The 26,769-nt window shown below is 47.2% G+C and carries 24 protein-coding genes and 1 tRNA gene; 3 read left to right on the forward strand and 22 right to left on the reverse strand.

Features of this window, described 5'->3' with window-relative positions; all coding sequences use genetic code 11:
- Positions 1–19: 19 nt before the first annotated feature.
- The 7 genes from Selli1_RS14890 to Selli1_RS14920 all read right to left on the reverse strand — a co-directional run bounded on the left by Selli1_RS14890 (position 20) and on the right by Selli1_RS14920 (position 6,609).
- Positions 20–1,213, reverse strand: coding sequence for a phosphoglycerate kinase (locus Selli1_RS14890; RefSeq protein ID WP_281873761.1), 1,194 nt, complete (start codon positions 1,211–1,213; stop codon positions 20–22).
- Between the two features lie 120 nt (positions 1,214–1,333).
- A complete protein-coding gene (gap, locus tag Selli1_RS14895) occupies positions 1,334–2,347 on the reverse strand; it encodes a type I glyceraldehyde-3-phosphate dehydrogenase (RefSeq protein ID WP_087169199.1) in 1,014 nt (337 codons plus the stop codon).
- Positions 2,348–2,555: 208 nt separating this feature from the next.
- Positions 2,556–3,362, reverse strand: a complete 807-nt coding sequence (locus Selli1_RS14900) for a histidinol-phosphatase HisJ family protein (protein ID WP_087169200.1) — start codon at positions 3,360–3,362, stop codon at positions 2,556–2,558.
- Between the two features lie 17 nt (positions 3,363–3,379).
- Positions 3,380–4,432, reverse strand: coding sequence for a tRNA 2-thiouridine(34) synthase MnmA (gene mnmA, locus Selli1_RS14905; protein WP_281873763.1), 1,053 nt, complete (start codon positions 4,430–4,432; stop codon positions 3,380–3,382).
- A gap of 21 nt (positions 4,433–4,453) precedes the next feature.
- Complete coding sequence (gene nifU / locus Selli1_RS14910; RefSeq protein WP_087169202.1) at positions 4,454–4,897, reverse strand: Fe-S cluster assembly scaffold protein NifU; 444 nt, start codon at positions 4,895–4,897, stop codon at positions 4,454–4,456.
- A 31-nt stretch (positions 4,898–4,928) separates the two neighbouring features.
- The gene (gene nifS / locus Selli1_RS14915) at positions 4,929–6,113 is read right to left on the reverse strand and encodes a cysteine desulfurase NifS (protein ID WP_087252059.1); all 1,185 of its coding nucleotides are present in this window, start codon (positions 6,111–6,113) and stop codon (positions 4,929–4,931) included.
- A complete protein-coding gene (locus tag Selli1_RS14920) occupies positions 6,106–6,609 on the reverse strand; it encodes an RrF2 family transcriptional regulator (RefSeq protein ID WP_087169204.1) in 504 nt (167 codons plus the stop codon). The genes nifS and Selli1_RS14920 overlap by 8 nt, the downstream gene beginning before the upstream one ends.
- A gap of 123 nt (positions 6,610–6,732) precedes the next feature.
- Between Selli1_RS14920 and Selli1_RS14925 the strand changes: the two genes are divergently transcribed.
- On the forward strand, positions 6,733–8,067 hold the full coding sequence (locus Selli1_RS14925) for a polysaccharide biosynthesis protein (RefSeq protein WP_281873766.1): 1,335 nt from the start codon (positions 6,733–6,735) through the stop codon (positions 8,065–8,067).
- A gap of 94 nt (positions 8,068–8,161) precedes the next feature.
- Here the strand turns inward: Selli1_RS14925 and Selli1_RS14930 are convergent, their stop codons facing one another.
- The 12 genes from Selli1_RS14930 to Selli1_RS14985 all read right to left on the reverse strand — a co-directional run bounded on the left by Selli1_RS14930 (position 8,162) and on the right by Selli1_RS14985 (position 21,729).
- Complete coding sequence (locus tag Selli1_RS14930; protein ID WP_138373066.1) at positions 8,162–8,701, reverse strand: stage II sporulation protein M; 540 nt, start codon at positions 8,699–8,701, stop codon at positions 8,162–8,164.
- 114 nt (positions 8,702–8,815) lie between these two features.
- Positions 8,816–9,355 carry an NUDIX hydrolase gene (locus tag Selli1_RS14935; protein WP_281873768.1) on the reverse strand — a complete coding sequence of 180 codons (540 nt, stop codon included), beginning with the start codon at positions 9,353–9,355 and terminating at the stop codon, positions 8,816–8,818.
- Between the two features lie 87 nt (positions 9,356–9,442).
- A complete protein-coding gene (gene rny, locus Selli1_RS14940; protein WP_405121935.1) occupies positions 9,443–10,990 on the reverse strand; it encodes a ribonuclease Y in 1,548 nt (515 codons plus the stop codon).
- A 157-nt stretch (positions 10,991–11,147) separates the two neighbouring features.
- Positions 11,148–11,762: a regulatory protein RecX gene (locus Selli1_RS14945; protein ID WP_087169209.1), complete on the reverse strand. Its 615-nt coding sequence runs from the start codon at positions 11,760–11,762 to the stop codon at positions 11,148–11,150.
- A gap of 3 nt (positions 11,763–11,765) precedes the next feature.
- The gene (gene recA / locus Selli1_RS14950) at positions 11,766–12,827 is read right to left on the reverse strand and encodes a recombinase RecA (RefSeq protein ID WP_087169210.1); all 1,062 of its coding nucleotides are present in this window, start codon (positions 12,825–12,827) and stop codon (positions 11,766–11,768) included.
- Positions 12,828–13,007: 180 nt separating this feature from the next.
- A complete protein-coding gene (locus tag Selli1_RS14955; RefSeq protein WP_087169211.1) occupies positions 13,008–13,481 on the reverse strand; it encodes a methylglyoxal synthase in 474 nt (157 codons plus the stop codon).
- A 110-nt stretch (positions 13,482–13,591) separates the two neighbouring features.
- On the reverse strand, positions 13,592–14,257 hold the full coding sequence (locus Selli1_RS14960) for an LbetaH domain-containing protein (protein ID WP_191434260.1): 666 nt from the start codon (positions 14,255–14,257) through the stop codon (positions 13,592–13,594).
- Between the two features lie 16 nt (positions 14,258–14,273).
- Positions 14,274–16,271, reverse strand: a complete 1,998-nt coding sequence (locus Selli1_RS14965) for a DNA topoisomerase (protein WP_281873771.1) — start codon at positions 16,269–16,271, stop codon at positions 14,274–14,276.
- Positions 16,272–16,289: 18 nt separating this feature from the next.
- Positions 16,290–18,398 (reverse strand): polyphosphate kinase 1, encoded by a 2,109-nt coding sequence (ppk1, locus tag Selli1_RS14970; protein ID WP_281873773.1) that lies wholly within the window; start codon positions 18,396–18,398, stop codon positions 16,290–16,292.
- A 142-nt stretch (positions 18,399–18,540) separates the two neighbouring features.
- A complete protein-coding gene (asd, locus tag Selli1_RS14975) occupies positions 18,541–19,626 on the reverse strand; it encodes an aspartate-semialdehyde dehydrogenase (RefSeq protein ID WP_191434264.1) in 1,086 nt (361 codons plus the stop codon).
- Positions 19,627–19,638: 12 nt separating this feature from the next.
- Entirely contained in the window at positions 19,639–21,018 is a 1,380-nt protein-coding gene (gene argH, locus Selli1_RS14980; RefSeq protein ID WP_087169216.1) for an argininosuccinate lyase, read from the reverse strand.
- Between the two features lie 63 nt (positions 21,019–21,081).
- Positions 21,082–21,729, reverse strand: a complete 648-nt coding sequence (locus tag Selli1_RS14985) for an epoxyqueuosine reductase QueH (protein WP_138373062.1) — start codon at positions 21,727–21,729, stop codon at positions 21,082–21,084.
- A gap of 98 nt (positions 21,730–21,827) precedes the next feature.
- Here Selli1_RS14985 and Selli1_RS14990 point away from each other — a divergent pair, with 98 nt between their 5' ends.
- Together Selli1_RS14990 and Selli1_RS14995 are read left to right on the forward strand one after the other, a co-directional pair.
- A complete protein-coding gene (locus Selli1_RS14990) occupies positions 21,828–22,616 on the forward strand; it encodes an ABC transporter ATP-binding protein (RefSeq protein ID WP_087169218.1) in 789 nt (262 codons plus the stop codon).
- Positions 22,597–23,406, forward strand: a complete 810-nt coding sequence (locus tag Selli1_RS14995; RefSeq protein WP_087169219.1) for an ABC transporter permease — start codon at positions 22,597–22,599, stop codon at positions 23,404–23,406. The genes Selli1_RS14990 and Selli1_RS14995 overlap by 20 nt, the downstream gene beginning before the upstream one ends.
- Positions 23,407–23,471: 65 nt before the next feature.
- On the opposite strand, the gene Selli1_RS15000 is transcribed toward Selli1_RS14995, so the two are convergent.
- The 3 genes from Selli1_RS15000 to Selli1_RS15010 all read right to left on the reverse strand — a co-directional run bounded on the left by Selli1_RS15000 (position 23,472) and on the right by Selli1_RS15010 (position 26,548).
- A complete protein-coding gene (locus tag Selli1_RS15000) occupies positions 23,472–25,994 on the reverse strand; it encodes a GH25 family lysozyme (protein ID WP_281873776.1) in 2,523 nt (840 codons plus the stop codon).
- Between the two features lie 145 nt (positions 25,995–26,139).
- Positions 26,140–26,370: a hypothetical protein gene (locus Selli1_RS15005; protein ID WP_087169221.1), complete on the reverse strand. Its 231-nt coding sequence runs from the start codon at positions 26,368–26,370 to the stop codon at positions 26,140–26,142.
- A gap of 105 nt (positions 26,371–26,475) precedes the next feature.
- Positions 26,476–26,548 (reverse strand) — tRNA-Thr (locus tag Selli1_RS15010).
- Positions 26,549–26,769: the final 221 nt, after the last annotated feature.

Genomic DNA, 26,769 nt, shown 5'->3' on the forward strand with positions numbered 1-26,769 from the left:
TTACCCTCTTTTCTGTGTTCTACTTATCGTTCGCTGCTGCTACGCCCGGTAATTCTTTTCCTTCAAGGAATTCCAGAGATGCACCGCCGCCTGTAGAGATATGTGTCATCTTATCTCCGTATCCAAGCTGGTTGACAGCTGCTGCAGAGTCTCCTCCTCCGATGATTGTTACAGCTTCTGTGTTTGCAAGTGCTTCTGCCACTGCCTTTGTTCCATGAGCAAATTTCGGCATTTCAAAACATCCCATCGGTCCGTTCCATACAACTGTCTTCGCATCTTTTACAGCCTCGGCAAAAATTTTCTCAGTCTCAGGTCCGATGTCCATTCCTTCCCATCCGTCCGGAATTTCTCCAGTCTTTACAATCTGTGTATTTGCATCATTTGAGAACTGGTCGCCGATAATATTGTCAACCGGAAGAAGAAGTTTCACGCCTTTTTCCTCCGCTTTTTTAATCATGTTTAATGCATACTCCAGATAATCATCCTCGCAAAGGGAGATACCGATCTTTCCGCCCTGTGCTTTTGCAAATGTATAGGCCATTCCGCCTCCGATGATCAGAGTATCCACTTTGTCAAGCAGTCTTTCGATTACAGAAATCTTGCTGGAAACTTTTGCTCCGCCAAGGATTGCAACGAACGGTCTTTCCGGATGTTCTACTGCGTTTCCGAGGAAATCGATCTCTTTCTGCATCAGATATCCGACAACAGCTGTATCTACATATTTTGTCACACCTACATTGGAGCAGTGCGCTCTGTGAGCTGTACCAAACGCATCGTTTACGAATACATCGCAGAGAGAAGCAAGCTCCTGGCTGAATTTATCTTCATTCTTTGTCTCTTCTGCGCGGTAACGTGTATTTTCAAGAAGAATTACATCTCCGTCATTCATTGCTTCTACTGCAGCCTTTGCGTTTGGTCCTACTACTTCCGGATCTGCTGCAAATTTCACTTCCTGTCCAAGTAATTCAGAAAGTCTTGCAGCAACCGGTGCCAGAGATAATTCCGGTTTCGGTTCTCCTTTCGGTTTTCCAAGGTGGGAGCAGAGAATCACTTTTCCGCCGTCGGCGATGAGCTTTTTAATGGTCGGAAGTGCTGCAACAAGACGGTTTTCATCTGTGATTTTGCCGTCGATCAACGGTACGTTGAAATCGCATCTTACAAGGACTCTTTTCCCTTTTACATTGATATCATCTACGGATTTTTTGTTAAGCATTGTTTTTTGCCTCCTTATTATTCTGACAAAAAGGGTCCGGTCCCATAAAAGACCGGACCCTGCGTTGAGTCTTATTCCGGCAGGATAGCCTGCCCCGCTTATGATTCGGAATATCAGAAATTATAATAATGTTCCGAAATGTTTGATTGTTCTTACCATCTGGCTTGTGTAAGAATTTTCGTTGTCATACCAGGAAACAACCTGAACTTCTGTTGTTCCGTTATCTAATGGTAATACCATTGTCTGAGTAGCATCGAATAAGGAACCATATGTCATTCCTACGATATCGCTGGATACGATTTCGTCTTCGTTGTATCCGTAAGATTCGTTGGATGCTGCTTTCATAGCTTCGTTGATCTGTTCTTTTGTAACATTTCCTTCAACAACAGCTGTTAAGATTGTTGTAGATCCTGTAGGTGTTGGTACACGCTGAGCGGATCCGATTAATTTACCGTTCAATTCAGGAATAACTAATCCAATGGCTTTTGCTGCTCCTGTAGAGTTTGGTACGATGTTGCATGCTGCTGCACGGGATCTTCTTAAGTCACCTTTTCTCTGCGGTCCGTCAAGTGTCATCTGGTCGCCTGTGTAAGCGTGGATTGTGCACATGATACCGGATTTGATCGGTGCAAGATCGTTCAGTGCTTTAGCCATAGGAGCCAAGCAGTTTGTTGTACAGGATGCTGCGGAGATGATGTTGTCATCCTTTGTAAGTTTGTCGTGGTTTACATTGTAAACGATGGTAGGAAGATCATTTCCTGCCGGTGCGGAAATAACAACTTTCTTAGCACCTGCCTTGATGTGAGCGGAAGCTTTTTCTTTGGATGTATAGAAACCTGTACATTCAAGAACTACATCTACTCCGATCTCTCCCCATGGAAGTTCTTCAGCGTTAGCTTTTGCATAGATTTTGATTTCCTGTCCGTCAACTGTGATGGAATCTTCGCCTGCTGTAACCTTATCTGCTAATGCGTATTTTCCCTGTGTTGAGTCATATTTTAATAAGTGAGCAAGCATTTTCGGAGATGTGAGGTCGTTGATTGCAACAATCTCATATCCTTCTGCTCCGAACATTTGTCTGAATGCAAGACGTCCGATACGTCCAAAACCATTAATCGCTACTTTTACTGCCATGATTAATTCCTCCTAAAGTTTAATTTAGTTTCTGTTCTGCATGATGCAGATGGTGATTCTTCCTTGTTAAAGATTCATCAACCATACTGATTGTACTAAAAAAAAGACAGGAATTCAAGTATCTTTACATATTTTTATCCAAGTTTTTGCCATTTCTCTTATATCGATTCCTGCCCTGCAAGAATTTTGTTTATATTCGATAGACATTTTAAATGATTTTCAAAAATTTCGGCTTTCTGTCTATAAATATTGTATAATACCGGAATCCGCATTCCTCCAGAATCCTTCCGGCATCCTCGTACTGGTATGCGATGTGATCCGGCTGATGGGCATCAGATCCCACTGTGATGATCTCTCCGCCAAGCTCTCTGTAACGCCTGATAATCTCCGGGTACGGATGACAGAATCCAAGTTTGTACTTAAAGCCTGCCATGTTCATCTCGATTCCCTTTCCGTGTTCAATCAGCCATCGCAGGATTTCATCAATCAGGTCTGAATAGTTTTTCCAGTTGTAATCTCTTGCCTGGTTTCTGCCGTACCGCACGATATAGTCCATATGGCCGAGCACATCGAAATCCTGTATGATCCGTATGTTTTCCCATGTCTCTACAAATGATTTTTCATATACTTCCGCGTCTGAACGGGTTGCGAACAGTACCCGGTTATACGGATCTCTCCCCTCCACAACATGTGTGCTTCCGATCACAAAGTCAAAGGGATAGGAGGCTGTAAAATTCCGATAGTATTCTCCCAGATGCTGCTGAAATCCGATTTCCACCCCAAGTCCGACGGAAATCTGATCTTTGAATTTCTCTTTTAACTCCTGGATTGCCGGTATATAGCGGTCCATGTCAATCCGGAACTGCTGGTCGTCTTCCGGATAATCCCAGTCCTGATGGTCTGTAATACAGATCTGTTTTAATCCTTTTCTGACTGCGCCAAGCGCCATCGATTCCGGAGATGCGTCCGAATCCGATGAAAAATTCGTGTGCATGTGATAATCTGCTGTGATCATACTTTCTCCTTCCCGTATCAGATGATACGTCCTCCGCCAAGAATATAGCCGTCACTGTAGAGAACCAGTGCCTGTCCCGGTGTCACCGCCCGCTGAGGTTCTTCAAATGTACAGGTGATTTCGTCATCCCCTGTCTTCTGGATCGTACACCAGCCACCCCGGTGGTTGTAACGGATTTTGGCGAAGATCCTCTTTCCTTCCAGTTCCTTAAAGTCTGCCGCTCCCATTGGATTGAGCAGGCGTGCCTTCACTTCCCGTTTCAGTGACTCTTCATCATTTCCAAGTACCACTTCGTTTGTCTCCGGACGGATCGCAAGGACAAAAACCGGATAACCAAGGGCCACTCCAAGTCCTTTTCTCTGTCCTACCGTGTAATGGATAATTCCTTTGTGCTTCCCGAGAATGTTGCCGTTTACATCGACAAAATTTCCCTCTTTTGGTTCCTGCCCGGTATGGCTTTTGATAAAGGATGCATAGTCTCCATCCGGAATGAAGCAGATATCCTGGCTGTCCGCTTTCTGTGCCACGGAAATTCCTGCTTTTGCCGCAATTTCACGGATCGTATCCTTTTCATACTTTCCGACCGGCATCCGGGTGTGTGCCAGCTGCTCCTGTGTCAGGTTGTAAAGCGCATACGTCTGGTCTTTTCTGGAAACGTCCGCATTTGCCACTGCGTAACGTCCGTTTGGAAGCTTCACAATATTCGCATAATGCCCGGTGGCAATCAGGTCTGCCCCGATTTCTTTCGCCCATCCGAGAAGGGCCTCCCACTTTACAAACCGGTTACAGACAACACACGGATTCGGCGTCCGGCCTTCCAGATATTCTCTACAGAAATAGTCCATGACATTGGACTTGAACTGATTCCTGAAGTCCACCGTGTAATGCGGAATCCCGATCTCGTCTGCTACCTTTTTGGCATCTTTGGACGGATCCTGTCCGCACTGCACTTCATCGCACGTGATCATTGTCACGCCGGTTACATCGTATCCTTCCTCTTTCAGCAGATATGCCGCTGCGGAAGAATCGACTCCCCCGGACATGCCGATGACGATTTTTTCTTTTTTCATGCTTTCTTCCTCAAATCTGTTTTAATATTCCTCTTCTTCCTCTTCTTCACCTTCATGAATATCGGACTTTGGCTTTTCGAGACCTTCGATCTCAATACCGTTTTTCTGTGCGTAATCCCACAGTGCTGCGTGGATCGCTTCCTCCGCCAGAAGGGAGCAGTGCACTTTAACCGGCGGCAGTCCGTCCAGAGCCTCCATCACGGCTTTGTTTGTCACCTGCATTGCTTCCTGAATGTTTTTCCCTTTTACAAGTTCCGTTGCCATGCTGCTTGTCGCGACAGCCGCGCCACATCCAAAAGTCTTAAATTTCACGTCCCGGATGATCTGGTTTTCATCGATGTCCAGATAGATTCTCATGATATCCCCGCATTTTGCGTTTCCGACTGTTCCGACGCCGCTTGCCCCTTCAATTTCTCCCATGTTTCTTGGATGCTGAAAATGATCCATTACTTTTTCTGAATACATATGTTTCCTCCTAAGTTCAATCCGTTCTTTTTTATTTTGCCTGTTTCTTTATAAAATCTTCGTAAAGCGGAGACATGTTTCTGAGATTTTCAATGATCTGTTTCAGATTCTCCACCACGTAGTCTATGTCTTCTTTTGTAATTTCCTCGTTTAATGTCAGTCTCAGTGAACCGTGCGCAATCTCGTGCGGAAGTCCGATGGCGAGCAGCACATGGGACGGGTCCAGAGAGCCGGATGTGCACGCAGAACCGCTGGAGCCGCAGATACCTGCCATATCAAGGCTTAACAGCATGGACTCGCCTTCGATAAAGCGGAAGCTGAAGTTTGCATTGTTTGGAAGCCGGTCTGCCGGATGTCCGTTTAACTTCGTATACGGAATTTCTTTGAGTACACGGTCAATCAGATAATCCCGGACTTCTTTCTCTTTGGATGTTCTCTCTTCCATCGTACGGACAGCCCGTTCCACTGCAGTTCCAAGTCCGACAATCCCGGGAACATTTTCGGTTCCGGCACGGCGTTTTCTCTCCTGCGCTCCGCCATGGATGAAGTTTTTCAGACGGAGTCCTTTACGGATATATAAAAATCCGATCCCTTTCGGTCCATTGAGCTTGTGTCCGCTTGCGCTTAACATGTCGATATTCAGGTCGTCTACCTGTATCGGAATCTGTCCAAACGCCTGCACTGCATCGGTATGGAATAAAATTCCGTGTTCCTTTGCAATCGCTCCGATCTCTCTGACCGGTTCGATCGTTCCGATCTCATTGTTCGCAAACATGATGGAGATCAGAATCGTATCCGGACGGATGGCTTTTTTCAGCTCTTCCAGATCTACCACTCCGTTTTCATCCACGTTCAGGTATGTCACTTCAAATCCATGCTTTTCCAGATATTCACATGTATGAAGCACTGCATGATGCTCAATTTTGGATGTGATAATATGCTTTCCTTTTGACTCATATGCCTCTGCCGCAGCCTTGATTGCCCAGTTGTCGCTCTCTGTTCCGCCGGCTGTAAAGTAGATCTCATTTGCCTTGGCTCCAATGGCATCCGCAATGATCTCTCTCTGCTTTGTCACTGCCTCTTTACTCTTTGCCGCAAAACTGTATACGCTGGACGGGTTTCCGTAATATTCTGAAAAATACGGGAGCATTGCTTCCACAACTTCCGGCGCCGTCTTTGTCGTCGCCGCATTATCTAAATAGATCAATTTACTCATTGTCTTCTTCCTTTCTCTTCTCTTTTCTGGAACTTCCGCACAGTGCCTCCGGCTGAATCTCCTTCCGGCAACGGGCTTTATTTTTTCTGCTTTCTTCTACAAGCTGATCCAGATAAATGCCGTCTACTGTCGTGCGGATGCTTTCGTTGATCTTCTGCCAGACATATTTTGTGGCACAGATATCCTGAGCCTGGCAGGACTCGTCCGCATGAAAAGCGGCGCAGGTCACTGCCTCAAGGCTTCCCTCCAGCGCCCGCAGAATGTCTCCAACCGAGATCTTTCCGGCATCTCCATGGATGATATATCCTCCTCCGGCGCCCCGGATGCTCTCCACAAGCCCCGCTTTTTTCAGCTTTGCCATCAACTGTTCCAGATATCGTTCTGAAATTCCTTGACGCTGTGAAATACTGGCGATCGAGACAGGCTCCGCCTCTGAAAATTCTGCAAGATCGATCATCGCCCGCAGCCCATATCTTCCCTTAGTTGATAATTTCACACTGTCACCTCTTTTAATCCTACTTTTTTACTAGGGTTTCCTTTTGTAGGATAGCATCCGGATCTGGTTCTGTCAACCCATATTCCGGAATATCATACTAGTAAAAACAAAGTCAGGTATCTTATGCATCTTTCCACCCGAAAAAAAATCTTTTTAAAAGGAGCCTTTGTGCTGACTTTTGTCGGTCTGGTCACGCGTGTGATCGGATTTTTCTTCCGTATTTTTTTAAGCCGTGCGTTTGGCACAGAAGGAATCGGTATCTATCATCTGATTTTTCCTGTCTTTGCACTTTGTATCTCTTTGTCGGCCGCCGGAATCGAAACCTCCCTCTCCCGTCTGACCGCCCGGTACACTTCTCTTGGCAGACCGGAACTTGCAAAGGTATCCTTCCAGATGGCTCTTCTTCTGTCTGCCGGCATGTCTTTGATCTGTACTGCGCTCATCCAGATTTTCGCGCATGATATTGCAGTTTCGGCTTTAGGCGATGTACGCTGTGAACCGCTTTTAAAAGTCATGTCCTACGCGCTCCCTTTTGCCAGTGTCCATTCCTGCATCTGCGGATACTCCCTCGGGCTCAAGCAGACACGGATTCCCGGCATTTCACAGCTCGCTGAACAATGCACCCGTGTCCTCGGCGTCTACCTCCTCTATACCGCCGCCATACAGGAATCCGGGCAGGCCGGAATCATCCTTGCCGTCTGCGGACTGGTCATTGGAGAAATTGCAGGTGCCTTCTACAGCATTTTTGCCGTCCGGCGGATTCTTTATACAAAAAAGGCTGCACAGAAATGCAGTGTTTCCTGCTATGCCGGGTGTCTTGGCGATATTTTAAAACATGCCGTACCTATCACGGCCAACCGGATTTCTTTGAATATCCTTCAGAGCATCGAGGTCGTTTCCATTCCAAAGTGCCTCATGCTTTACGGCTTCTCCCGCTCCGCCGCCCTGAGCCATTACGGAATCCTGAACGGGATCGCCATGCCCTGTATTTTATTTCCGTCTGCCATCACCAATTCGATCTCCATGATGATGCTCCCCACTGTGGCCGAGATTCAGGCGGCAAGCCAGAACCGGACTCTGAGGCAGCTGATCCGGAAGGTAAGTATCTCCTGCCTTCTGCTTGGTTTTTTCTGTACCTGCGGCTTTCTTCTGACCGCGGACTTTCTCGGCTCCTTTGTCTTTCAAAGTCCGGAGGCCGCCTCCTACATACGGGTGCTGGCTTTTATCTGCCCGTTTCTCTATACAAATTCGACCTACATCAGTATGCTGAACGGGCTGGGACATACCGGTCTGGCCTTTCTGATTAATTTTACCGGCCTGTGCATCCGGATTGCCGGTGTCTTCTTTCTGATCCCACAGACCGGAATCAGCGGATATCTGACCGGTCTCCTCTCAAGCCAGATTTTCGTATTCCTGGCATCTGTCCGGGTACTCTTCCGTACCGTACAGCGCACATGAACCGGCAGGTAAAATAATTTTGTACATCAAAAAGACAGCTTAAATTCCTTTTCCCGGGAACTTAAGCTGTCTTCTTTATTTTTCTTCTGTCTTTTTACAATGTATCCAGAAACATCTGCATCAAAATCGGATTGACATACGCTTCCGTAATCAGTCCTGCCGTCATAAAAACAAGTACCGCGAAGGTCTTTCCCATATTCCATCTGGCCTGCGGAAAAATGAAAAAATGCCACAGAACAATCAGATAGGCCAGTGCGTAAAAAAGGAACTGCGGCACCATCGCAATCACCCAGAACACAATACCCTGAATTCCCATATTCAGAATCCCCGCACACACAATTGTTCCGGTCGAAAAACCGGCCCAGACAAATACTGCAACGGTGGCAATCCTTCTGACCCTGGTCTGTCCCAAAAACACGATCAGAAGCAGCGGGATAAGGCGGATACCACACAAGTACAGGATATATTCTCCTGCTTCAATTTCCGATTGCGCATACTGTTTTAGAAAATACGGGTTGAAGATACCTGATGTGGTCACGTAATCTTTCACTGTCAGATTGGCAAATAAGATTCCTCCGATAAACCCTGCCATAAATGCTGCTGCAAAATACTGCTTTGCTCTTTCTATTCTCACAAGACAAGCCTCCTCATCAAACAGATACTAATACATATTCGGCTGTCCCTTTCTGTATTCACAAATTCGTTCGAATCCGATTCCTGTCAGAAGTCAGATTTTGCACGAAGAATTTTAACGGCAGTATTTGGCATCGTAGGCCAGAATCGACGCAATTGTCTTGGAGTCCTCGATCTCGCCTCTAAAAATCTTTTCTTTCAGTTCTTCCACTGTATATGTTTCCAGTTCAATATATTCGTCTTCATCAAGGTGCTGGTGGGACGGAATCAGATTCCGGGCGACAAATACTTCGATCTTCTCGTTGCAGAATGCGACCGTTGTGCGGATATTGATCAGCCACTCCAGGCTGTCGCACCGATATCCGGTCTCTTCCTCCAGTTCTCTTCCCGCGCAGACAATTCCCGACTCTTCCGCATAGTCCAGTGCCCCCGCCGGAATTTCCAGCGTATAGCGGTCCAGTGCATTCCGGTACTGCCGCACCATGACCAGTTTCCCGTCCTCTGTAACCGGAACAACTGCGGCAGCCCCTTTGTGCTTGATGAAATCCCACTCTGCCGTATTTCCATTTGCAAATTCCATATGATCGGTATATACATCCAGAATTGCTCCTTTATATTTCAGTTCTCTTCCCACACGTCTGATATTCTCACTCATCATTACCGCCTCCTCATGATAAAAGAATCCCTGACCTACTTTTCAGTAAATCAGGGATTCTTACGTTTACATTATCGACTCTAATATCTATTTTGCATAATCCGTGACTCTTGACTCCCGGATTACATTTACCTTAATCTGGCCCGGATATTCCAGTTCGAACTCAATCTGTTTTGAAATCTCTCTCGCCAGTAATACCATATCATCGTCTGATATTTGTTCTGGAACTACCATAACGCGAATCTCTCTTCCCGCCTGAATAGCAAAAGATTTATCGACACCTTTAAATTGGTTTGCGATATCTTCCAACTGTTTTAACCTGTTTGTATATGTTTCCAATGTTTCACGTCTTGCACCCGGACGGGCTGCTGAAATCGTGTCAGCCGCCTGTACAACACATGCAACCAGTGACTGCGGTTCCACATCTCCGTGATGTGCCTCTACCGCATTGATAACAACTGCTGATTCTTTATATTTTCTGCACAGATCCACACCGATCTGAATATGTGATCCTTCCACATCGTGATCGATAGACTTTCCAATGTCATGCAGAAGTCCGGCTCTCTTTGCCACACGGACATCCAGTCCGATTTCTCCTGCAAGAAGTCCTGCAAGCTGTGCCACTTCGATAGAGTGTTTCAGCGCATTCTGTCCATAGCTTGTACGGAATTTCATACGTCCAAGCAGACGGATCAGTTCCGGATGGATACCGTGTACGCCGACTTCCAGCGCAGCAGCTTCTCCTTCTTCCCGGATCATGGACTCCACTTCTTTCTGTGCCTTTTCAACCATCTCTTCAATTCTGGCCGGATGAATCCGTCCGTCTACAATCAGCTTTTCCAGTGCAATCCTTGCGACTTCACGCCGGATCGGATCGAAGCCGGAAAGTACGACTGCTTCCGGTGTATCATCGATAATCAGTTCGACACCAGTCAGTGTCTCAAGTGTACGAATATTTCTTCCCTCTCGTCCAATGATACGTCCCTTCATTTCATCACTCGGAAGCTGGACTACCGAAATCGTCGTCTCTGCCACGTGATCCGCAGCGCACCGCTGAATCGCATTGACTACGTACTCTTTCGCTTTCTTTCCTGCTTCTTCCTTGGCCTGATTTTCCAGCTCTTTGATCATTCTGGCTGAATCATGCTTCACATCGTCTTCAACAGTTTTTAACAGATATTCTTTTGCCTGTTCGGAGGTTAGTCCTGAGATTCTTTCCAGTTCCTGTACTCTTTGTCTGTTTAACTCGTCCGCTTTCGCTTCACGCTCTTTGATCTGCTCTTCCTTCGCTGCAAGATTCATTTCCCGATGTTCGACCGCGTCAGAACGCTTGTCTACCGCTTCTTCCTTTGCAAGGACGCGTTTTTCATAACGCTGAAGCTCTGCCCTGCGTTCCTTTGTCTCTTTTTCCAGTTCGTTTTTGGTCTTGATCGATTCCTCTTTCACTTCCAGAAGGGCTTCCTTTTTCGTCGTCTCAGCTTTTTTCAGTGCATCATCTATGATTTCTCTGGCTTTACTCTCTGCATTTCCAATTTTGGATTCCGCATTTTTTTTCAAGTTCGAAACCGTCACATTGTAAGTAACTGCTGCTGTTACGACAAGCGTAATCACTACTGCAACGATAATATAGAAAATTTGCACAGGAGCACCTCCTTATTTAATTTTCATTGTACAATTACAACACTTAAATTTTATACTGTTTTAACAAATATGTCAAGCACAGACTCTTTCCTTTCGTTGAAATCGCGGAATACCGCACCGGAAGATCTTTCGGCTTTTCCGGCATTCCCGGCTAATCTTCCGGAAATTCCAGATTCAGCGCTTTTTTAATCTCTCCGTAGGAAAATCCTTTTCTTGCAAGATAAGCATACAGTTTCTGTTTTTCCTCCACAGAGGCGCGGGAAGGGTCATAATGTTTTTTTCTCAGAAGGTGGCGGAGCGCCTCACCGGAATCGCTCTCCTCATAGCACCTCTCCATCATTTCGTCTACAATCTCTCCATCTATTTTCTTTCCGGAAAGCTCTGCATAGATTTCCCGTCTGCTTTTGCGTCCTTTTCTGGAAAGAATAAAACTCTCCGCATATCTTCTGTCATCCACATAGCCGAATGACTTTACATAGCGGACAGCTTGATCCACTGTTTCCTCCGGAAAATCCTGGCGCAGAAGACGGTCCCGCAGTTCGCTCTCGGTCCTGTCCATACTTTGAAGAAGAGACATTGCCTTGCGCTTTGCCCTCTTCAGTACAATCTCCGATAATATCGTTTCTATCTGATCCTCTGTCACAGCTTCCCCGTCTTTCAGATGGCAGGAGGACAGTTCACTTTTGTATAATACAAAAGCGAACTGTCCGTCCAGATAAATCCGAAATTTTGTCTTTGTAACCGGCTCAATCCCAACCTGTCTCATCGCTTATTCTTCGCTTTCGGCCTCTTTGCTGCCGTTATCCGCAGCTTCCTGCCCCTGTCCTGCACTGCCGTCCAGTCCATAATGAGCGCGTACTTTCGCTTCAATCTCATCCATCACTTCCGGATGCTCTCTTAAATAGCCCTTCGCATTCTCACGGCCCTGACCGATCTTGTTTCCCTCATATGCATACCATGCTCCGCTCTTATTGACGATATCCAGGCCTGCTGCCAGATCCAGCACATCTCCCTCTCTGGAAATGCCTTTTCCGAACATGATATCGAACTCTGCCTCTTTAAACGGAGGCGCAATCTTATTCTTTACAACTTTGACTCTGACATGGTTTCCGACCATCTCTCCTCCCTGCTTGAGGGTCTCTGTCCGTCTGATGTCGAGACGGATCGAGGAATAGAATTTCAGCGCACGTCCTCCTGTAGTCGTCTCCGGGTTGCCGAACATGACACCGACCTTCTCACGGAGCTGATTGATGAAAATCACAACGCAGTTTGACTTGCTGATGACAGGAGTAAGTTTTCTGAGCGCCTGGGACATCAGTCGTGCCTGAAGTCCGACATGGCTGTCTCCCATATCTCCCTCAATCTCCTGCTTTGGAACAAGAGCCGCTACCGAGTCAATGACAACAATATCCATTGCTCCGGATCTGACCATCGTCTCCGTAATCTCAAGCGCCTGGTCTCCGCTGTCCGGCTGGGAAATGTAAAGTTCATTGATATCCACGCCGATATTCCCCGCGTAAACCGGATCCAGCGCATGCTCCGCATCGATAAATCCTGCAATTCCCCCTCTTTTCTGCACCTCTGCAATCATGTGAAGGGCAACTGTCGTCTTACCGCTTGACTCCGGTCCGTAAATCTCTACAATACGCCCCTTTGGAACGCCGCCGAGTCCAAGGGCGATATCCAGACTCAGCGCTCCTGTCGGAACGGTCTCAACTGCCACCTGTGCCTTCGGATCTCCGAGACGCATCACCGTTCCTTTTCCAAAATCCTTTTCCAGTTTGGCTATCGCGGCCTCAAGGGCCTTCTTTTTATCTTCATTATTTGTCATACTCTGATCTCCTTTTTTGAATCCGAACAAACGTTCGCCTGTGATTTTAATAGTAACCGATTCTTATTTTGTTGTCAAGCTGATTTTTGAGTTTTGGCAGAAATGCCCGGACCGGAAACAAGACAGAATGCCCGCCACAGTCCGGCTGCGGCAGGCCTTTCATAAAAACAGATCATATTCCTATTTCATCTGTCTGACTCTCTCCTCTACTTCCGCGGAGAAATTCAGAACTTTTCTGGAGTATGTTTGATTCATATACCGGGATGTAAGCATGAAATCCGCAGTAGCAAGATTATTGGCTACCGGAATATCATATACGACCGCAATTCGAAGAAGCGCCTTGACATCCGGATCATGCGGCTGTGCTTCCAGCGGATCCCACAAAAAGATCATAAAGTCAATGCCGCCTTCTACGATCTTTGCTCCAATCTGCTGATCCCCTCCGAGGGGACCGCTGTTGTACGCGCGCACCGGAAGCCCCGTTTTTTCCGCGATCAGTCTGGCTGTCGTCCCGGTACCGCAAAGAAAGTGATTTTTCAGAATATCTTTATTCTTATCGCACCAGTCCACCATTTCTTTTTTCTTTCCATCATGCGCCACCAGTGCGATATGTTTCTGCTTTCCAATTTCAAAATCTACATACTGCTTTCCCATTGTGTTTCGTCTCCTTTCCCGATCCGTCATTCCTTCTTTGTCCCGTCAACGAATTTCTCTTTTATTATACAATATTTCTCCGGATTCTCACAGTAAAATTTCACAGGTTACTACTGTTTTTCTACAACTTCGCCCTGTTTTTTGTAAATACTTCCGGCCGGCACATAACCCCTCACCATGGAAAGCGGGTAAATATTTGTATTTCTTCCTACAACCGTCCCTGGATTCAGGACACTGCCGCATCCTACCTCCACATTGTCTCCGAGCATGGCACCGAACTTTTTCAGTCCGGTCTCGATTTTACCCTCCGGTGTACTGACTGTTGCAAGTGTCTTGTCAGATTTCACATTTGATGTGATGGAGCCGGCACCCATATGGGACTTGAATCCAAGGACAGAGTCGCCGACATAATTGTAATGAGGCACCTGAACCTTGTTGAATAACACAACATTTTTCAGTTCTGTAGAATTCCCGACTACTGCACCTTCTCCTACCAGCGCGTTTCCACGGATAAATGCACAGTGCCGGATCTCAGCGTCTTTGCCGATGATTGCCGGACCGTTAATGTATGCACTTGGAGCCACCTTTGCAGACTTTGCAATCCAGATGTTCTCGCCTTTCTTTTCATACTCGTCCTCCGGCAGTGTGTTTCCAAGTTTTACAATAAATTCCCCGATTTTCGGAAGGATTTCCCACGGATAGGTCACTCCCTCAAAAAGTTCTCCTGCGATCGTCTCGTTGAGATCATAAAGCTCCTGTACTGTTAATTCTTTCATAGTGTTCCTCCTTCTATCACTTTTTCATTGATTTATAATAAGGGGACACCTTATCGTAGCAGGCTTTCAGCTGGTACTGATTGTTCAGTCCGACTACGCCGTTCGTCCTGACCGCGATAAAATGTTCCAGTTTCTGCATATATTCTTCCGAGGTGATCTGCCCTTCAGCCACCAGGGTCAGTCCCTTTTCCCAGCTGGCCGTCAGCTCCGGATTCAAAAGGGAGCGGATCGAATGATCCACCGCATCGTAAATCAGCTCTCCCATCAGCGTCGGAGTGATCACCTGGGTCTTTTTATTAAGAGATAAGTATTTGATATGAATCAGCTTCTTGAGTATTTCCGCCCGCGTCGCACTCGTTCCAATACCGCTTCCTTTGATCTGGGCCCTGAGCTCTTCATCCTCAATGAGCTGTCCGGCATTTTCCATGGCAAGAATCATGGAACCGGAGTTGTACCGCTTTGGCGGCGATGTCTCGCCTTCTTTGATTTCAAATCCCTTCACCGGGATCCGGTCTCCCTTCTTCAGCTTCTGAATCCGGGCAAACAGCTCCGCATCCGGAACCGTCTCCTCGTCCTCCTCTGACTTTCCTTTCTTATTACCCGGAATGCCCGTCACTTTATAAAATCCTTCCTCCGTCAGAATCTTAAAGCCGGAGAAAAAATGCTCGCCTTCCAGCACCATTTCCAGTGATAGTTTCTGGTACACTGCAGGCGGGTAGAAAATCGAAAGGAAACGCCTCACAATCAGATCATATACCTTCGCACCGGTTGCAGATACGGACTTCAGCGCCGGAAGTCCCTGCCCGGTCGGAATGATGGCATAGTGATCCGTAATCTGACTGTCATTAACATATCTCGTCTTTTCCAGTCCTTTGTGCGTCCGTTCCCTTGCGATAAACCCAAGCAGTTCTGCCGTAGGTTCATATTTCGCAAGCCCGTTCAGATTTTTGTGAATCTCTTTTGCCACCGCTGTGGAAAGGACTCTCGCGTCGGTACGAGGATAGGTGACCAGCTTCTTTTCATACAGCTCCTGCACAATCCGAAGGGTTTCATCCGGACTGATCTTGAACCGTTTCGAGCATTCATTCTGCAGTTCCGCCAGGTTGAATAACAACGGCGGATTTTTCTTTTCTTTCTTTTTTTCCACGGAAACAAGCGCGCCCATCCGGTCGCTGTCCATCAGCTCATCGATCAGCTCCTGTGCTGTTTCCCGGTCTTTGAACCCGTTTTCCCGGTACAGCTTCGGAGACATCTCATAACGGGACCCTTTGACTGCTTTCCATTCTCCCTGGAATGCGGCCCCGTCCGCGTCCATATTCGCAAGCACACGGTAAAACGGGGTTTTGACGAACTCCCGGATCTCCCGTTCTCTTCTTACCACCATCCCAAGCACACAGGTCATGACCCGGCCCGCCGAGAGCACCACAAAGTTTTTATGTAAAAATCCGGCAATGCTGTTCCCGTATTTCAATGTCAGAATTCTGGAAAAATTAATTCCCATCAGATAGTCTTCCTTGGCCCGCAGGTAAGCGGAAGCGGAAAGATTATCGTAGGCTGACAGATCTTTTGCCTCCCGGATTCCCCGCAGGATCTCTTCCTCTGTCTGGGAATCAATCCAGACACGCTTTCTCGTTTTCCCTTTTACTTTTGCCATCTGCTCCACCAGGCGGTAAATATACTCCCCTTCCCGCCCGGAGTCTGTACAGACATAGATCGTATCTACATCCTTTCGGTTGAGAAGTCCGCTTACGATGTCAAACTGCTTCTTCACATTCGGAATCACCTCATACTTGAATTCCTTTGGAAGAAACGGGAGGGTGCTTAGACTCCATTTTTTATATTTCGGATCATAGGCCTCAGGATAGCTCATTGTCACCAGATGCCCCACGCACCATGTAACAATGCTCTCATCGGATTCCAGCCATCCGTCCCTCCGCTTCATATTCTGTTTCAGCGCCTTTGCAAACTCCTGCGCCACACTCGGCTTCTCTGCTATGTAGAGAGATTTCCCCATATTTACAATCTCCTTCTTTTACCTGCGGAAAATACGAAGCAGAAAATCAAGAAACGGCCTTTTTGCCTGTTTTTTCACCCTTGCCGCCTCCTGCACTGCTTCCTGCATGAACACCTCCTGGGCATCAACCGGCTGTCCCGTCTGTTCTTTCTTCCGGTAGTTGCCGGATGAATCCAGCGCCCTCGCCTTTACATTGTCCTCAAGCATAACCTGAATCATATGATTCAGCCTCTCCCTCACTTCAGGATCGTAAACAGGACATGCAACTTCCACACGCTTTTCTGTATTTCTTGTCATCATATCGGCCGAACCGATATACATTTTTTCTGAACTTCCCCTTCCAAAAATGAAAATTCTTGGATGCTCCAGAAAGCGGCCGACAATACTTGTCACACGCACATGGTCCGTGTACCCCTTTATCCCCGGAAGGATACAGCAGATTCCACGCACAAGCAGGTCGACCTCCACCCCGGCACGGCTGGCCATGGAAATCTTTTCAATAAATTCCACATCCGTCACTGAATTCATCTTCATGATAATCCGGCCGTTTGTACCTTTCTTTGTCTCTTCCTCAATCAATTCCAGAACCTTTTTCTTCAACGTATTCGGCGAGACAATCAGATGCCGGTAGGTGCCTCTTAAATTTCCCATGGACATATTCTGGAAAAAGGCCGCCGCATCCTGCCCGATCTCCTGGTCCGCTGTCATCAGGCACACATCCGTATACATGGCCGCTGTCTTTTCGTTGTAATTTCCGGTTCCGACCTGAGTGATATACTGATACCCGTTTCGTGTCTTACAGGTAATCAGGCAGATTTTGGAATGAACCTTGTAGTTTTCAAACCCGTAAATCACCCGGCATCCTGCCTCTTCCAGCCGTTCGGACCACTCAATGTTATTCTGCTCGTCAAACCGGGCTCTCAGCTCAATCAGAACCGTAACCTCTTTTCCGTTTTCCGCCGCAGCGCACAGATACTCCACAAGTCTTGCTTTCTTTGCAAGCCGGTAGATAGTAATTTTGATCGTCACGACAGACGGATCCGAACCCGCCTCCTTCAGAAGCTTTAAAAACGGCTCCATGGATTCGTACGGATAAGAAAGGAGAATGTCCTTTCTTCTGATCTGCTTCATGATGGAAGTCTCATCCTCCACCATAGCTGCCTTCTGCGGGGAAAACGGCTCATATACCAGTGTTCTCCTCAGGTGTTCCGGCACCTTTTCCGCTACGGAAAAAATATAGGACAGCTTCAGCGGCATCTTCGTCCGGAAAATCTGTTTCGGTGTAATGTGGAACTTCTCACAAAAATAGGTTTCCATGCTCTCCGGAAGCGGATTTGCCGTCTCAAGCCGGACAACCGCCATCCTTCTCCGCTTGCTCAGCGTCTTTTTCATCAGGACGCGGAAATCATCGTTGATATCCAGTGATTCGTCATCCGGTGAAATATCCGCATTCCTCGTCACGCAAATATAATTCTTGTCGGATACTTCATATTTATCAAAAATAACCTCCAGATATTCCATCAGGATCTTTTCCATCCGGATATACCGGATATCGTGTCCGGGCAGAAAAAGGATCTCTGAAATATACTGCGGCACCGGAACAATTCCCATCATTTTTTTATTATCCTGTTTCAGACTTGCAACGACATAGATCTCCTTATTGAGAAGATGCGGAAACGGATGGTTCGCATCTACAATCTGAGGGGAAAGAACCGGAAGAATCTGATCCTTAAAATACTTCTTTACATATTTCTTTTCCGGGTCCTGAAGCTCCTTAAAAGAAAGCCCGCAGATTCCATAGGGATTCAGTTTCTTTTTGATCTCCGCATAAGTTTTATCCCGCTCTTTGTAAAGCGGAGCCACCGCCTCATAAATCCGGTCCAGCTGCTGCTGCGCTGTCATGCCTGACCTTTTGTCCGTCGTCTGTACTTTCATGGAAGCCATATCGTAAAGACTTCCCACCCGGATCATGAAAAACTCATCCAGATTACTTGTAAAAATCGCTACAAATTTCATCCGCTCCATCAGAGGCACATCCGGATCTTTCGCTTCCTCCAATACTCTTTTATTAAATTTCAACCATGAAAGTTCCCGATTCTGCGTATATTTCAGAAGTTCCCCGTCCATTTTTCGCTCCTTTATTCTATATTTTGAAATCAGTTTGTCAGTCTGTCGTCCTTTCTATTTTACATGGTTCTCTACAAACGTGCAATCAGGGACGGGTAAAATTTCCCGTCCCTGATGAAAAATTACATTCCAAGGCTTTCTGCTATTTTGCCTGAATATATTTCTGTGCAGCCAGCGTCTCCGCACAGAGGATGGCGCCTCCTGCAGCCCCTCTTACCGTATTATGAGAAAGTCCGATAAATTTAAAGTCGTACAGGCTGTCCTCTCTCAGACGTCCTACCGAAATGCCCATGCCGTTTTCATAGTCCACATCCAGAGCAACCTGCGGGCGGTTATCCTCCTCAAGATACTGGATAAACTGCTTCGGTGCGCTTGGAAGCTCCAGTTCCTGCGGAAGTCCGCGGTAATTTACCAGTTTCTCGATAAGCTGCTCTTTCGTCGGCTTTTTCTTAAAGTTGACAAATACTGCCGCCGTATGTCCGTCCAGCACCGGCACACGGATACACTGAGTCGTGATTACCGGAGCGGATGCCTTTTCGATTTTTCCATCACACACTTTTCCCCAGATCCGAAGCGGTTCCTGCTCGCTCTTTTCCTCTTCGCCTCCGATGTACGGAATGATGTTTTCCACCATCTCCGGCCAGTCCTTAAATGTCTTTCCGGCACCGGAAATAGCCTGATATGTCGTTGCCACCACTTCTGTCGGTTCAAAGTCCATCCATGCAGTCAGAACAGGGGCGTAGCTCTGAATGGAGCAGTTCGGTTTTACAGCTACAAATCCGCGTGTCGTTCCGAGACGTTTCTTCTGCGCCTCAATCACTTCAAAATGCTCCGGATTTACCTCCGGAATGACCATCGGTACGTCCGGCGTCCAGCGGTGTGCACTGTTATTGGAAACAACCGGTGTCTCCGTCTTTGCGTAAGCATCCTCGATCGCGCGGATCTCCTCTTTGCTCATATCAACCGCGCTGAATACAAAGTCTACCGTGGAAGCAACTTCTTCCACTTCATTTACATTATGTACAATCAGCTTTTTGACTCCTTCCGGCATCGGTTTTTTCATTTTCCAGCGGTCTCCTACCGCTTCCTCATATGTTTTACCGGCTGATCTTGGAGATGCAGCCACCGTCACAACTTCAAACCACGGATGGCCTTCCAGAAGAGAGATAAATCTCTGTCCTACCATCCCTGTTGCTCCTAATATTCCAACACGTAATTTCTTTTCCATTGTATGGTCCTCCTACTCTGTTTCCAGTTCCTGCTTATAAACCTGAATTGCCTCCAGCATGGCACCTTTTCCCGGCGCTCCCTTTGTCAGACGTTTCTCAACGCATGTCTTCATGCTGATTGCGTCGTAAATATCTTCTTCAAATACCGGACTGACCGCCTTGTATTCGGAAAGCGGCAGATCATCCAGTGCACACTCCTTCTCAATGCACGTCAGCACAAGCTGGCCGATAATTCCGTGGGCATCCCGGAACGGCACGCCATGGTTCACCAGATAGTCTGCAGCATCCGTAGCATTGGTAAATCCTCTCCGGGCGCTTCTCTCCATTACATTCTTTCTGAACTTCATTGTTGCCAGCATGCCGGTAAAAAGCGGAAGGCAGCTGTTGACCGTATCCATCGCGTCAAACGCCATCTCCTTATCTTCCTGCATGTCTTTGTTGTATGCCAGCGGAATCCCTTTCATCGTTGTCAGCATCGACATCAGTGCCCCGTAAACCCGTCCGGTCTTTCCTCTTACAAGCTCCGCAATGTCCGGATTTTTCTTCTGCGGCATGATGCTGCTTCCGGTGCTGTACGCATCGTCGATCTCCACAAACTGATATTCATTGGAATTCCAGATAATGATTTCCTCCGAAAACCGGCTCAGGTGCATCATAATCGTTGAAAGTGCCGACAGATATTCAATCACATAGTCCCGGTCGGATACAGAATCCATGCTGTTCAGTGTAGCTCCGGAAAATCCAAGAATACTTGCCGTATATTCCCGGTCAAGCGGGTAGGTCGTTCCCGCAAGTGCGCCGCTTCCAAGCGGGCAGACATTCATTCTTTTATAAATATCCGAAAGACGGCTTCTGTCTCTCCGGAACATCTCGTAATATGCCCCCATATGATGCGTAAGGGTAATCGGCTGTGCTTTCTGAAGATGGGTAAATCCCGGCATAATGGTATCAAGATTATCCTCCATGATATGCAGAATCACCGTCAGAAGATCTTTCAGCAGCGCATCTGTCTTCTGAACTTCTTCCCTTACATAAAGCTTCATGTCAAGGGCTACCTGGTCATTCCGGCTGCGGCCGGTATGTAGCTTCTTCCCTGCATCCCCGATCCGGTCAATCAGATTTGCCTCTACAAAGCTGTGAATATCCTCATATTCTTTCGTAATCAGAAGCGTGCCGTCTTCCACATCTTTTAAAATTCCGGCCAGGCCTTCCAGAATCTGATCCCGCTCCTGTTCTGTCAGGATCTGCTGCTTTGCCAGCATTTTGACGTGTGCCATGCTTCCCTCTATATCCTGTCTGTACAGACGCTTGTCAAATCCGATGGAGGCATTAAAATCATATACCATCTGATCGGTCTCTTTCGTAAAGCGTCCTCCCCATAACTGTGCCATCTGCGTTCCCCGTTTCTTTCTTATTTTAGTGAGTTAAACTATTAAAACATAATTTACCAAATTTTATTCTGTTTGTAAAGAATTATTTCTGTCTCTTTTTGAAAAGACACACCCGCAGTAATCCTGGCGGTAGAGTCCGTATTCCCCGGAAAGTTCCACGGAGCGCTTATATCCGTTCTTCTTTTTGAAATCAGAAAACAGGTAGGAAACCCCGTATTCTTCCTGCAGCTTCTGTCCGATTTCGTTGAGTTTCTGCGCATTCTTCATCGGACTGATGGAAAGAGTCGTCGTAAAGAAATCCATCTTCCTGTTCTTTGCCTCTTCGGCCGTCCGGCGAAGCCGCATCTCATAGCAGCGAAAACAGCGCTCTCCTCCTTCCGGAAGCTGTTCCATTCCCTTTGCCATGTCAAAAAAAACATGCGCATCATAGTCTCCTTCAAGAAAAGAAACCGGATACTTCAGTTTCTCATTCATCCGCTCAATCAGATGTCTCTGCTCTTCTGCCCGCTTCCGGTACTCCGCTTCCTCTGTGATATTCGGGTTAAAGTAAAAAACCGCGATCCGGAAAAAATCTGAAAGATACTCCATCACATAACTGCTGCACGGCCCGCAGCAGCTGTGAAGCAAAAGGGTCGGAACCTGCTCTTCCTTCCCGATTTTTTCCAGTATTTTTTCCAGTTCTTTTTGATAGTTTTTCTTCTGCTCCTGCATGGTTTCTCCTTTTCGGCTTTTATTCTACTGATAGTTATAATTCACATCTTTTTCTCTGTCAACATACATTATGATATAAATAGAAGGAGGTCAGCAATATGGATACCATCCTGAGCATCAATCATATCAGCCATTCCTATCATACATTAAAAGGGGAGACTCCTGCTCTTTACGATATCTCTTTTTCCGTAAACCAGGGTGAATTTCTTGCTGTTGTCGGGCCCTCCGGATGCGGCAAGTCCACCCTTCTCTCTCTTATTTCCGGTCTGTTACAGCCTGAAAAGGGGGAAATTCTCCTGCACGGAAAGCCGATTGAGGAACAAAAGGATAAAATCGGATATATGCTTCAGAGAGATGAGCTGCTTGAATGGCGCAGCATTTACCGGAATGTGCTCCTCGGTCCCGAAATTCAGCATTCCCTGAATCCGGAAGTGAAAAAAAGGGCCCATGAACTTCTGGATGCTTATGGTCTGGGACAGTTTCAGTCTTCCCGCCCTTCCGAGCTTTCCGGCGGGATGCGGCAGAGAGCCGCACTTGTCCGCACGCTGATATTGAATCCGGAAGTTCTCCTGCTTGATGAGCCGTTTTCCGCTCTCGACTACCAGACGCGGCTCAATGTCAGTGACGACATCGGCCAGATCATCCGCCGCGAAGGAAAGACCGCCCTTTTGGTAACCCATGATCTTTCCGAAGCCATCAGTCTGGCAGACCGCATCCTTGTACTTTCCAGCCGCCCTGCTTCTCTGAAAACCACAGTCAGCTTACATTTCGGTTTTCCAAAACCTGCAGACGATACCCCGCTGAACCGTCGGAACGCACCGGAGTTTAAAACCTATTTTAATCTGATCTGGAAGGAGCTGAATCAACATGAAAACCAAACAGACTGATCTTTCTGCTTCCCAGTCATCTTATCTTGCCGCCCGAAAAAAAGAACGGCGCCTTGTCCTGTTTTTCCGCATCGCCGTTCTGGTCCTCTTTCTTGTTCTCTGGGAATGGACTGCAGGCGAGGGAATCATCGATTCTTTTATTTTCAGCAGCCCATCCAAAATTCTAACCTGTTTCTTATCTATGGCAGCGGATAAGAGTATTTTCCCGCATCTTTCGGTCACGCTGTATGAAACGATCGTCAGTTTTCTTCTTGTCACCGGCATCAGCATCCTTGCTGCTGTCCTGCTCTGGTTTTCCAGAAAACTTTCCGCGGTTCTGGAGCCTTATCTGGTCGTTTTAAACAGTCTTCCAAAGTCTGCTCTTGCACCGCTTCTCATTGTATGGCTTGGCGCAGACCGGACAACAATTATTGTGGCCGGAATGTCTGTGGCTGTCTTTGGAAGCATTATGACACTTTACACCTGCTTTACAGGGACGGATAAAAATAAACTCAAGCTGATCTACACCCTCCATGGTACATCCTTGCATGCCCTTACCAAAGTCGTGCTGCCGTCTGCCGTACCTGCCATTATCAGCAACATGAAGGTAAACATTGGTCTCTGCCTTGTCGGTGTCATCATCGGTGAATTTCTGGCAGCCAGAGAAGGGCTTGGATATCTGATCATCTACTCCAGCCAGGTATTTAAAATGGATTGGCTGTTAATGTCTATCATCCTTCTTTGTATCATGGCGATGGTCCTGTATGCGGTCATCGGGCTTCTGGAACGTCTCTGCCGGAAAGTCCTGTGAAGAACTCCTGCAGAAAGGGCAGGATCCTTCTCTTGTGATCCTGCCCTTTCCTTTTCTTTATCCATTTATTTTGTACGGAATGCAGTTCCGCCGCCTGTCGGACCTGTTTTTCCTTTTTCTACAAGCTGAATCTGAATTCCTTCCATCCGCCTGCTCAGTCCTTCCGTGCCGGCCTTTGCTCCGTTTTTCGTCCAGCCAAGCCAGCCATAATCCTGTACATGCACCCGGTAATAGATGTCATATTTCTTTGCCATTTCACCGGTCAGCTGAATCTGAACCGCTTCCATCCGAAGTTTCTTCCCTTCTGTTCCGGAAACAGCTCCATTGCTCTTCCAGCTCTGCCAGCCGATATTCTGGACATGTGCCCGGTACTGGATTCCACCGGTGTATGCTGTATTTTCAAGGCTGATTTTCAAAGCTTCCATCCGCTTTGCGGCGCCGGTCACACCGCCGGTTGAACCGTTAAACGCGGTTGTATACCAGCCATAATCCTGCATATGAGCCTGGTATACTACGTTCTGAATCGTAGTTCTGTCTTTGAATGCCCCGGAGGTGCTTCCAGGAGCTGCTGCTCCTTTTGCCACAAGCTTGATCTGAATTCCTTCAATCCGTCTGCTGTATCCGGACGATCCTGCACCTGCTCCGTTTTTCGCCCAGCCAAGCCAGCCGAAGTCCTGTGTATGTACGCGATAGTAAATATCATATTTCTTTGCCATCTCGCCGGTTAAACGGATCTGAACCGCCTCCATGCGGAGTCCCTGTCCAGAAGTTCCGCTCATTGTACCGTTTTTCACCCAGCCAAGCCAGCCTTTGTTCTGCACATAGGATCTGTATTCGACATCTCCGCTGTACTGCGGGTACAGAAGATCTACCTTGAAGGCTTCCATTCGTTTGGACTCGCCAACGACACCGCCTGTTGCACCGTTAAGCGTCATCGCTCTCCAGCCGTATGTCTGCATGTGAGTCTCATAACCGACTCCTCCGGTTACCGCCTTCTCTTTGTAGACATTGGAAGTAGATCCCGGCGCAGCGGATCCTTTTGGAACTACTGCAATCTGAAGAGCCTCCATCCGTTTCTCATAGCCGGTTGTTCCCGCTGCGGCACCGTTTTTTGCCCAGCCAAGCCAGCCATAGTCCTGTACATGGGCACGATAATAAATATCATAATTTTTTGCCTGCGTTCCGGTCAGCTCAATCTTCACTGCCTGAACGGCTCTGTTCTGTCCTGTCGTACCGGATACCTGTCCGCCTGCGGCGTAAGTCTGCCATCCTTTATCTTCCACAAAGGACGTATAGCGTACACCCAGATCTCCATAACCGCTTCCGATGCTGAGCTTAAATGCCTCAAGCCGCCTGGACTCGCCCGTCACGCCGATCTGCACTCCGTTCTTTACTGAATTCAGCCAGCCATAGTCCTGCATATGGGCGCTGCCGGAGATGATATTTCTGTCGGATACACTCACTGCATTCTCATCCGGTTCTGAATCGCTCATCCAGAAATTCAAGTCTACAAACCCGTTGATGCCGCTGACACTTCCCTCGGAAGTACACTGCCACATATCATAGGTCCCCTCATAGGTACAGGAAGTATTATACTGTGCAACCCATTTGGACCATTTTTCATTTTTGAAAACAGAAGAGGTCAGTTTATACTGCCACCAGTATTTGCTGGCATAAATTCCCACCTTATATCCGGATGCGGAAACCTGATCACAGAATGTCTTGGCAATGGTTCCGATCGTGGTATTGCTTACCGTTCCGGTCGTATTCTCATCTTCCAGATCATAGTACACTCCATATGCCGGATTGTGACCTTCTAAAAGCCGCAGCACATGAGCCGCTTCGCTTTTTGCATCTTCTGTATTTTCCGAATAGGAATACAGGTAAACCCCGTATGGAATTCCCAGACGTTCACATTCGGATACGTTCCGCAGCCACTGCCTGTCATCGTAGGATGTGTAATTTCCACCGTATCCGCAGCGGATAATGGCGAAATCAATCCCGTCATTCTTCACTTTCTGCCAGTCAATCGTTCCCTGATGATGGCTGACATCAATTCCTTTCTTTGTCGCACCTTCAATCACCTGTCCGATGCTGTTCATATATTTTCCGTTGACTTTCTCCCATGCATACGGATAGGATGCAGCTCTGGAGTAAACCTGCGGCTGATGAACCGGTTCTCCGTTTTGATACCGGAAACTGTTTTCCTTTAACTCTTCCGGTTCTGTCTCCCGTGTCTCAGGCACTTCTGTATCAGCTGTTTCAGCCGTATCTGCCTTTTCCGGCTCTGTGCTTTCACTTTCTGTTGTTCCTTCTGCCGGCTGAGTCGTTTCCTGCTCTCCGGAAGCATCCTGCTGTGTCTGCTGCTCCTGCCCGGAAGCATCACTCTCCTGCACATCCGGCTCCGCATCTTCATTCTGCGTCTCAGGCTGTACAGTATCTTCCTGTATATCCTGTGACTGCTCTGATGCTTCTACCGTTGCAATCTCTTCTCCGGAGGTATCTGCCGCGTATCCTGTCGATGCCGGGCCAAGGGAACCTCCTAAAATCAAGCATAGACTGAGGCCGAGCCCCAGTAGCTTATGCACATTCCTCCTCATCTGTACTTTCATTCCTTTCATTGATTCATTTTACGCATACTACGTTCTCTATCTTATCACACCTCATAATCACTGTCAAAATCAACAATGGATCCGGTCCTTCCAATCATTGCCAGTGTGATTCACTGCACCTTTATTCCTGAAATTCCATTGTTACATAGTAACCCCTGTCTGTTTCTTTAATTTCTTTTACCGTTCCTTTTCTTGACTTCAGGCGGTCCCAGCTTTTATACAGGCCGCTCATGGCAACCGATGGTTCAATCAGATAACTGTATCCTCCAAGTGCCTGCAGTTCCGTGATTTCCGCTTCCTGACCTTCTTCGATCAGTCCCGGACGTTCCATTTTAAATTCCATTGTTCTCATTTTTGTTTCCTCTTTTCTATATTATCTTTTCCTCTTAATAGCAAAAAAGAACCGTAACTCCCTGGATTCTGTGAATCTCCTGAAATTACGACTCTTTTTTCTGTAAGCCGGAAATCGGACTTGAACCGACGACCCCTTCATTACGAGTGAAGTGCTCTACCGACTGAGCTATTCCGGCCTGTCCTGCACGATGTCTTACCATGATGTCTCTCCAACAGGCACAAATATTATTATATACATTTTTTCAAAATATGCAACCACTTTTTTTGGTTTGTATGTGTCAAGTAATCGTTGGCACTTTTTCTTCTTTTTTTGATATCAGTTTATTTCTTTTATTTTCAGACAATTCAGCTCGGACTTTATCTGATCATTTTATGTTTCTTTTTAACAGAATGCTCT

It is taken from the genome of Sellimonas catena, from assembly GCF_027924685.1.
Classification (GTDB): Bacteria; Bacillota; Clostridia; order Lachnospirales; family Lachnospiraceae; genus Sellimonas; species Sellimonas catena.

What these genes read in the sequence shown, in the direction of transcription:
- Selli1_RS14985 (WP_138373062.1), bottom strand. Translation starts at nt 21,729, where the DNA reads ATGCAGGAGCAGAAGAAAAACTATCAAAAAGAACTGGAAAAAATACTG.
- gap (WP_087169199.1), bottom strand. Translation starts at nt 2,347, where the DNA reads ATGGCAGTAAAAGTAGCGATTAATGGTTTTGGACGTATCGGACGTCTT.
- Selli1_RS14960 (WP_191434260.1), bottom strand. Translation starts at nt 14,257, where the DNA reads ATGAAAGAATTAACAGTACAGGAGCTTTATGATCTCAACGAGACGATC.
- Selli1_RS14945 (WP_087169209.1), bottom strand. Translation starts at nt 11,762, where the DNA reads ATGAGACAGGTTGGGATTGAGCCGGTTACAAAGACAAAATTTCGGATT.
- mnmA (WP_281873763.1), bottom strand. Translation starts at nt 4,432, where the DNA reads ATGAAAAAAGAAAAAATCGTCATCGGCATGTCCGGGGGAGTCGATTCT.
- Selli1_RS14965 (WP_281873771.1), bottom strand. Translation starts at nt 16,271, where the DNA reads ATGGGGAAATCTCTCTACATAGCAGAGAAGCCGAGTGTGGCGCAGGAG.
- Selli1_RS14890 (WP_281873761.1), bottom strand. Translation starts at nt 1,213, where the DNA reads ATGCTTAACAAAAAATCCGTAGATGATATCAATGTAAAAGGGAAAAGA.
- ppk1 (WP_281873773.1), bottom strand. Translation starts at nt 18,398, where the DNA reads ATGGACGGGGAACTTCTGAAATATACGCAGAATCGGGAACTTTCATGG.
- asd (WP_191434264.1), bottom strand. Translation starts at nt 19,626, where the DNA reads ATGGAAAAGAAATTACGTGTTGGAATATTAGGAGCAACAGGGATGGTA.
- nifS (WP_087252059.1), bottom strand. Translation starts at nt 6,113, where the DNA reads ATGAGTAAATTGATCTATTTAGATAATGCGGCGACGACAAAGACGGCG.
- nifU (WP_087169202.1), bottom strand. Translation starts at nt 4,897, where the DNA reads ATGTATTCAGAAAAAGTAATGGATCATTTTCAGCATCCAAGAAACATG.
- argH (WP_087169216.1), bottom strand. Translation starts at nt 21,018, where the DNA reads ATGGCACAGTTATGGGGAGGACGCTTTACGAAAGAGACCGATCAGATG.
- Selli1_RS15005 (WP_087169221.1), bottom strand. Translation starts at nt 26,370, where the DNA reads ATGAGAACAATGGAATTTAAAATGGAACGTCCGGGACTGATCGAAGAA.
- recA (WP_087169210.1), bottom strand. Translation starts at nt 12,827, where the DNA reads ATGACAAATAATGAAGATAAAAAGAAGGCCCTTGAGGCCGCGATAGCC.
- Selli1_RS14990 (WP_087169218.1), top strand. Translation starts at nt 21,828, where the DNA reads ATGGATACCATCCTGAGCATCAATCATATCAGCCATTCCTATCATACA.
- Selli1_RS14955 (WP_087169211.1), bottom strand. Translation starts at nt 13,481, where the DNA reads ATGGGAAAGCAGTATGTAGATTTTGAAATTGGAAAGCAGAAACATATC.
- Selli1_RS14935 (WP_281873768.1), bottom strand. Translation starts at nt 9,355, where the DNA reads ATGAGTGAGAATATCAGACGTGTGGGAAGAGAACTGAAATATAAAGGA.
- Selli1_RS14995 (WP_087169219.1), top strand. Translation starts at nt 22,597, where the DNA reads ATGAAAACCAAACAGACTGATCTTTCTGCTTCCCAGTCATCTTATCTT.
- Selli1_RS14925 (WP_281873766.1), top strand. Translation starts at nt 6,733, where the DNA reads ATGCATCTTTCCACCCGAAAAAAAATCTTTTTAAAAGGAGCCTTTGTG.
- Selli1_RS14900 (WP_087169200.1), bottom strand. Translation starts at nt 3,362, where the DNA reads ATGATCACAGCAGATTATCACATGCACACGAATTTTTCATCGGATTCG.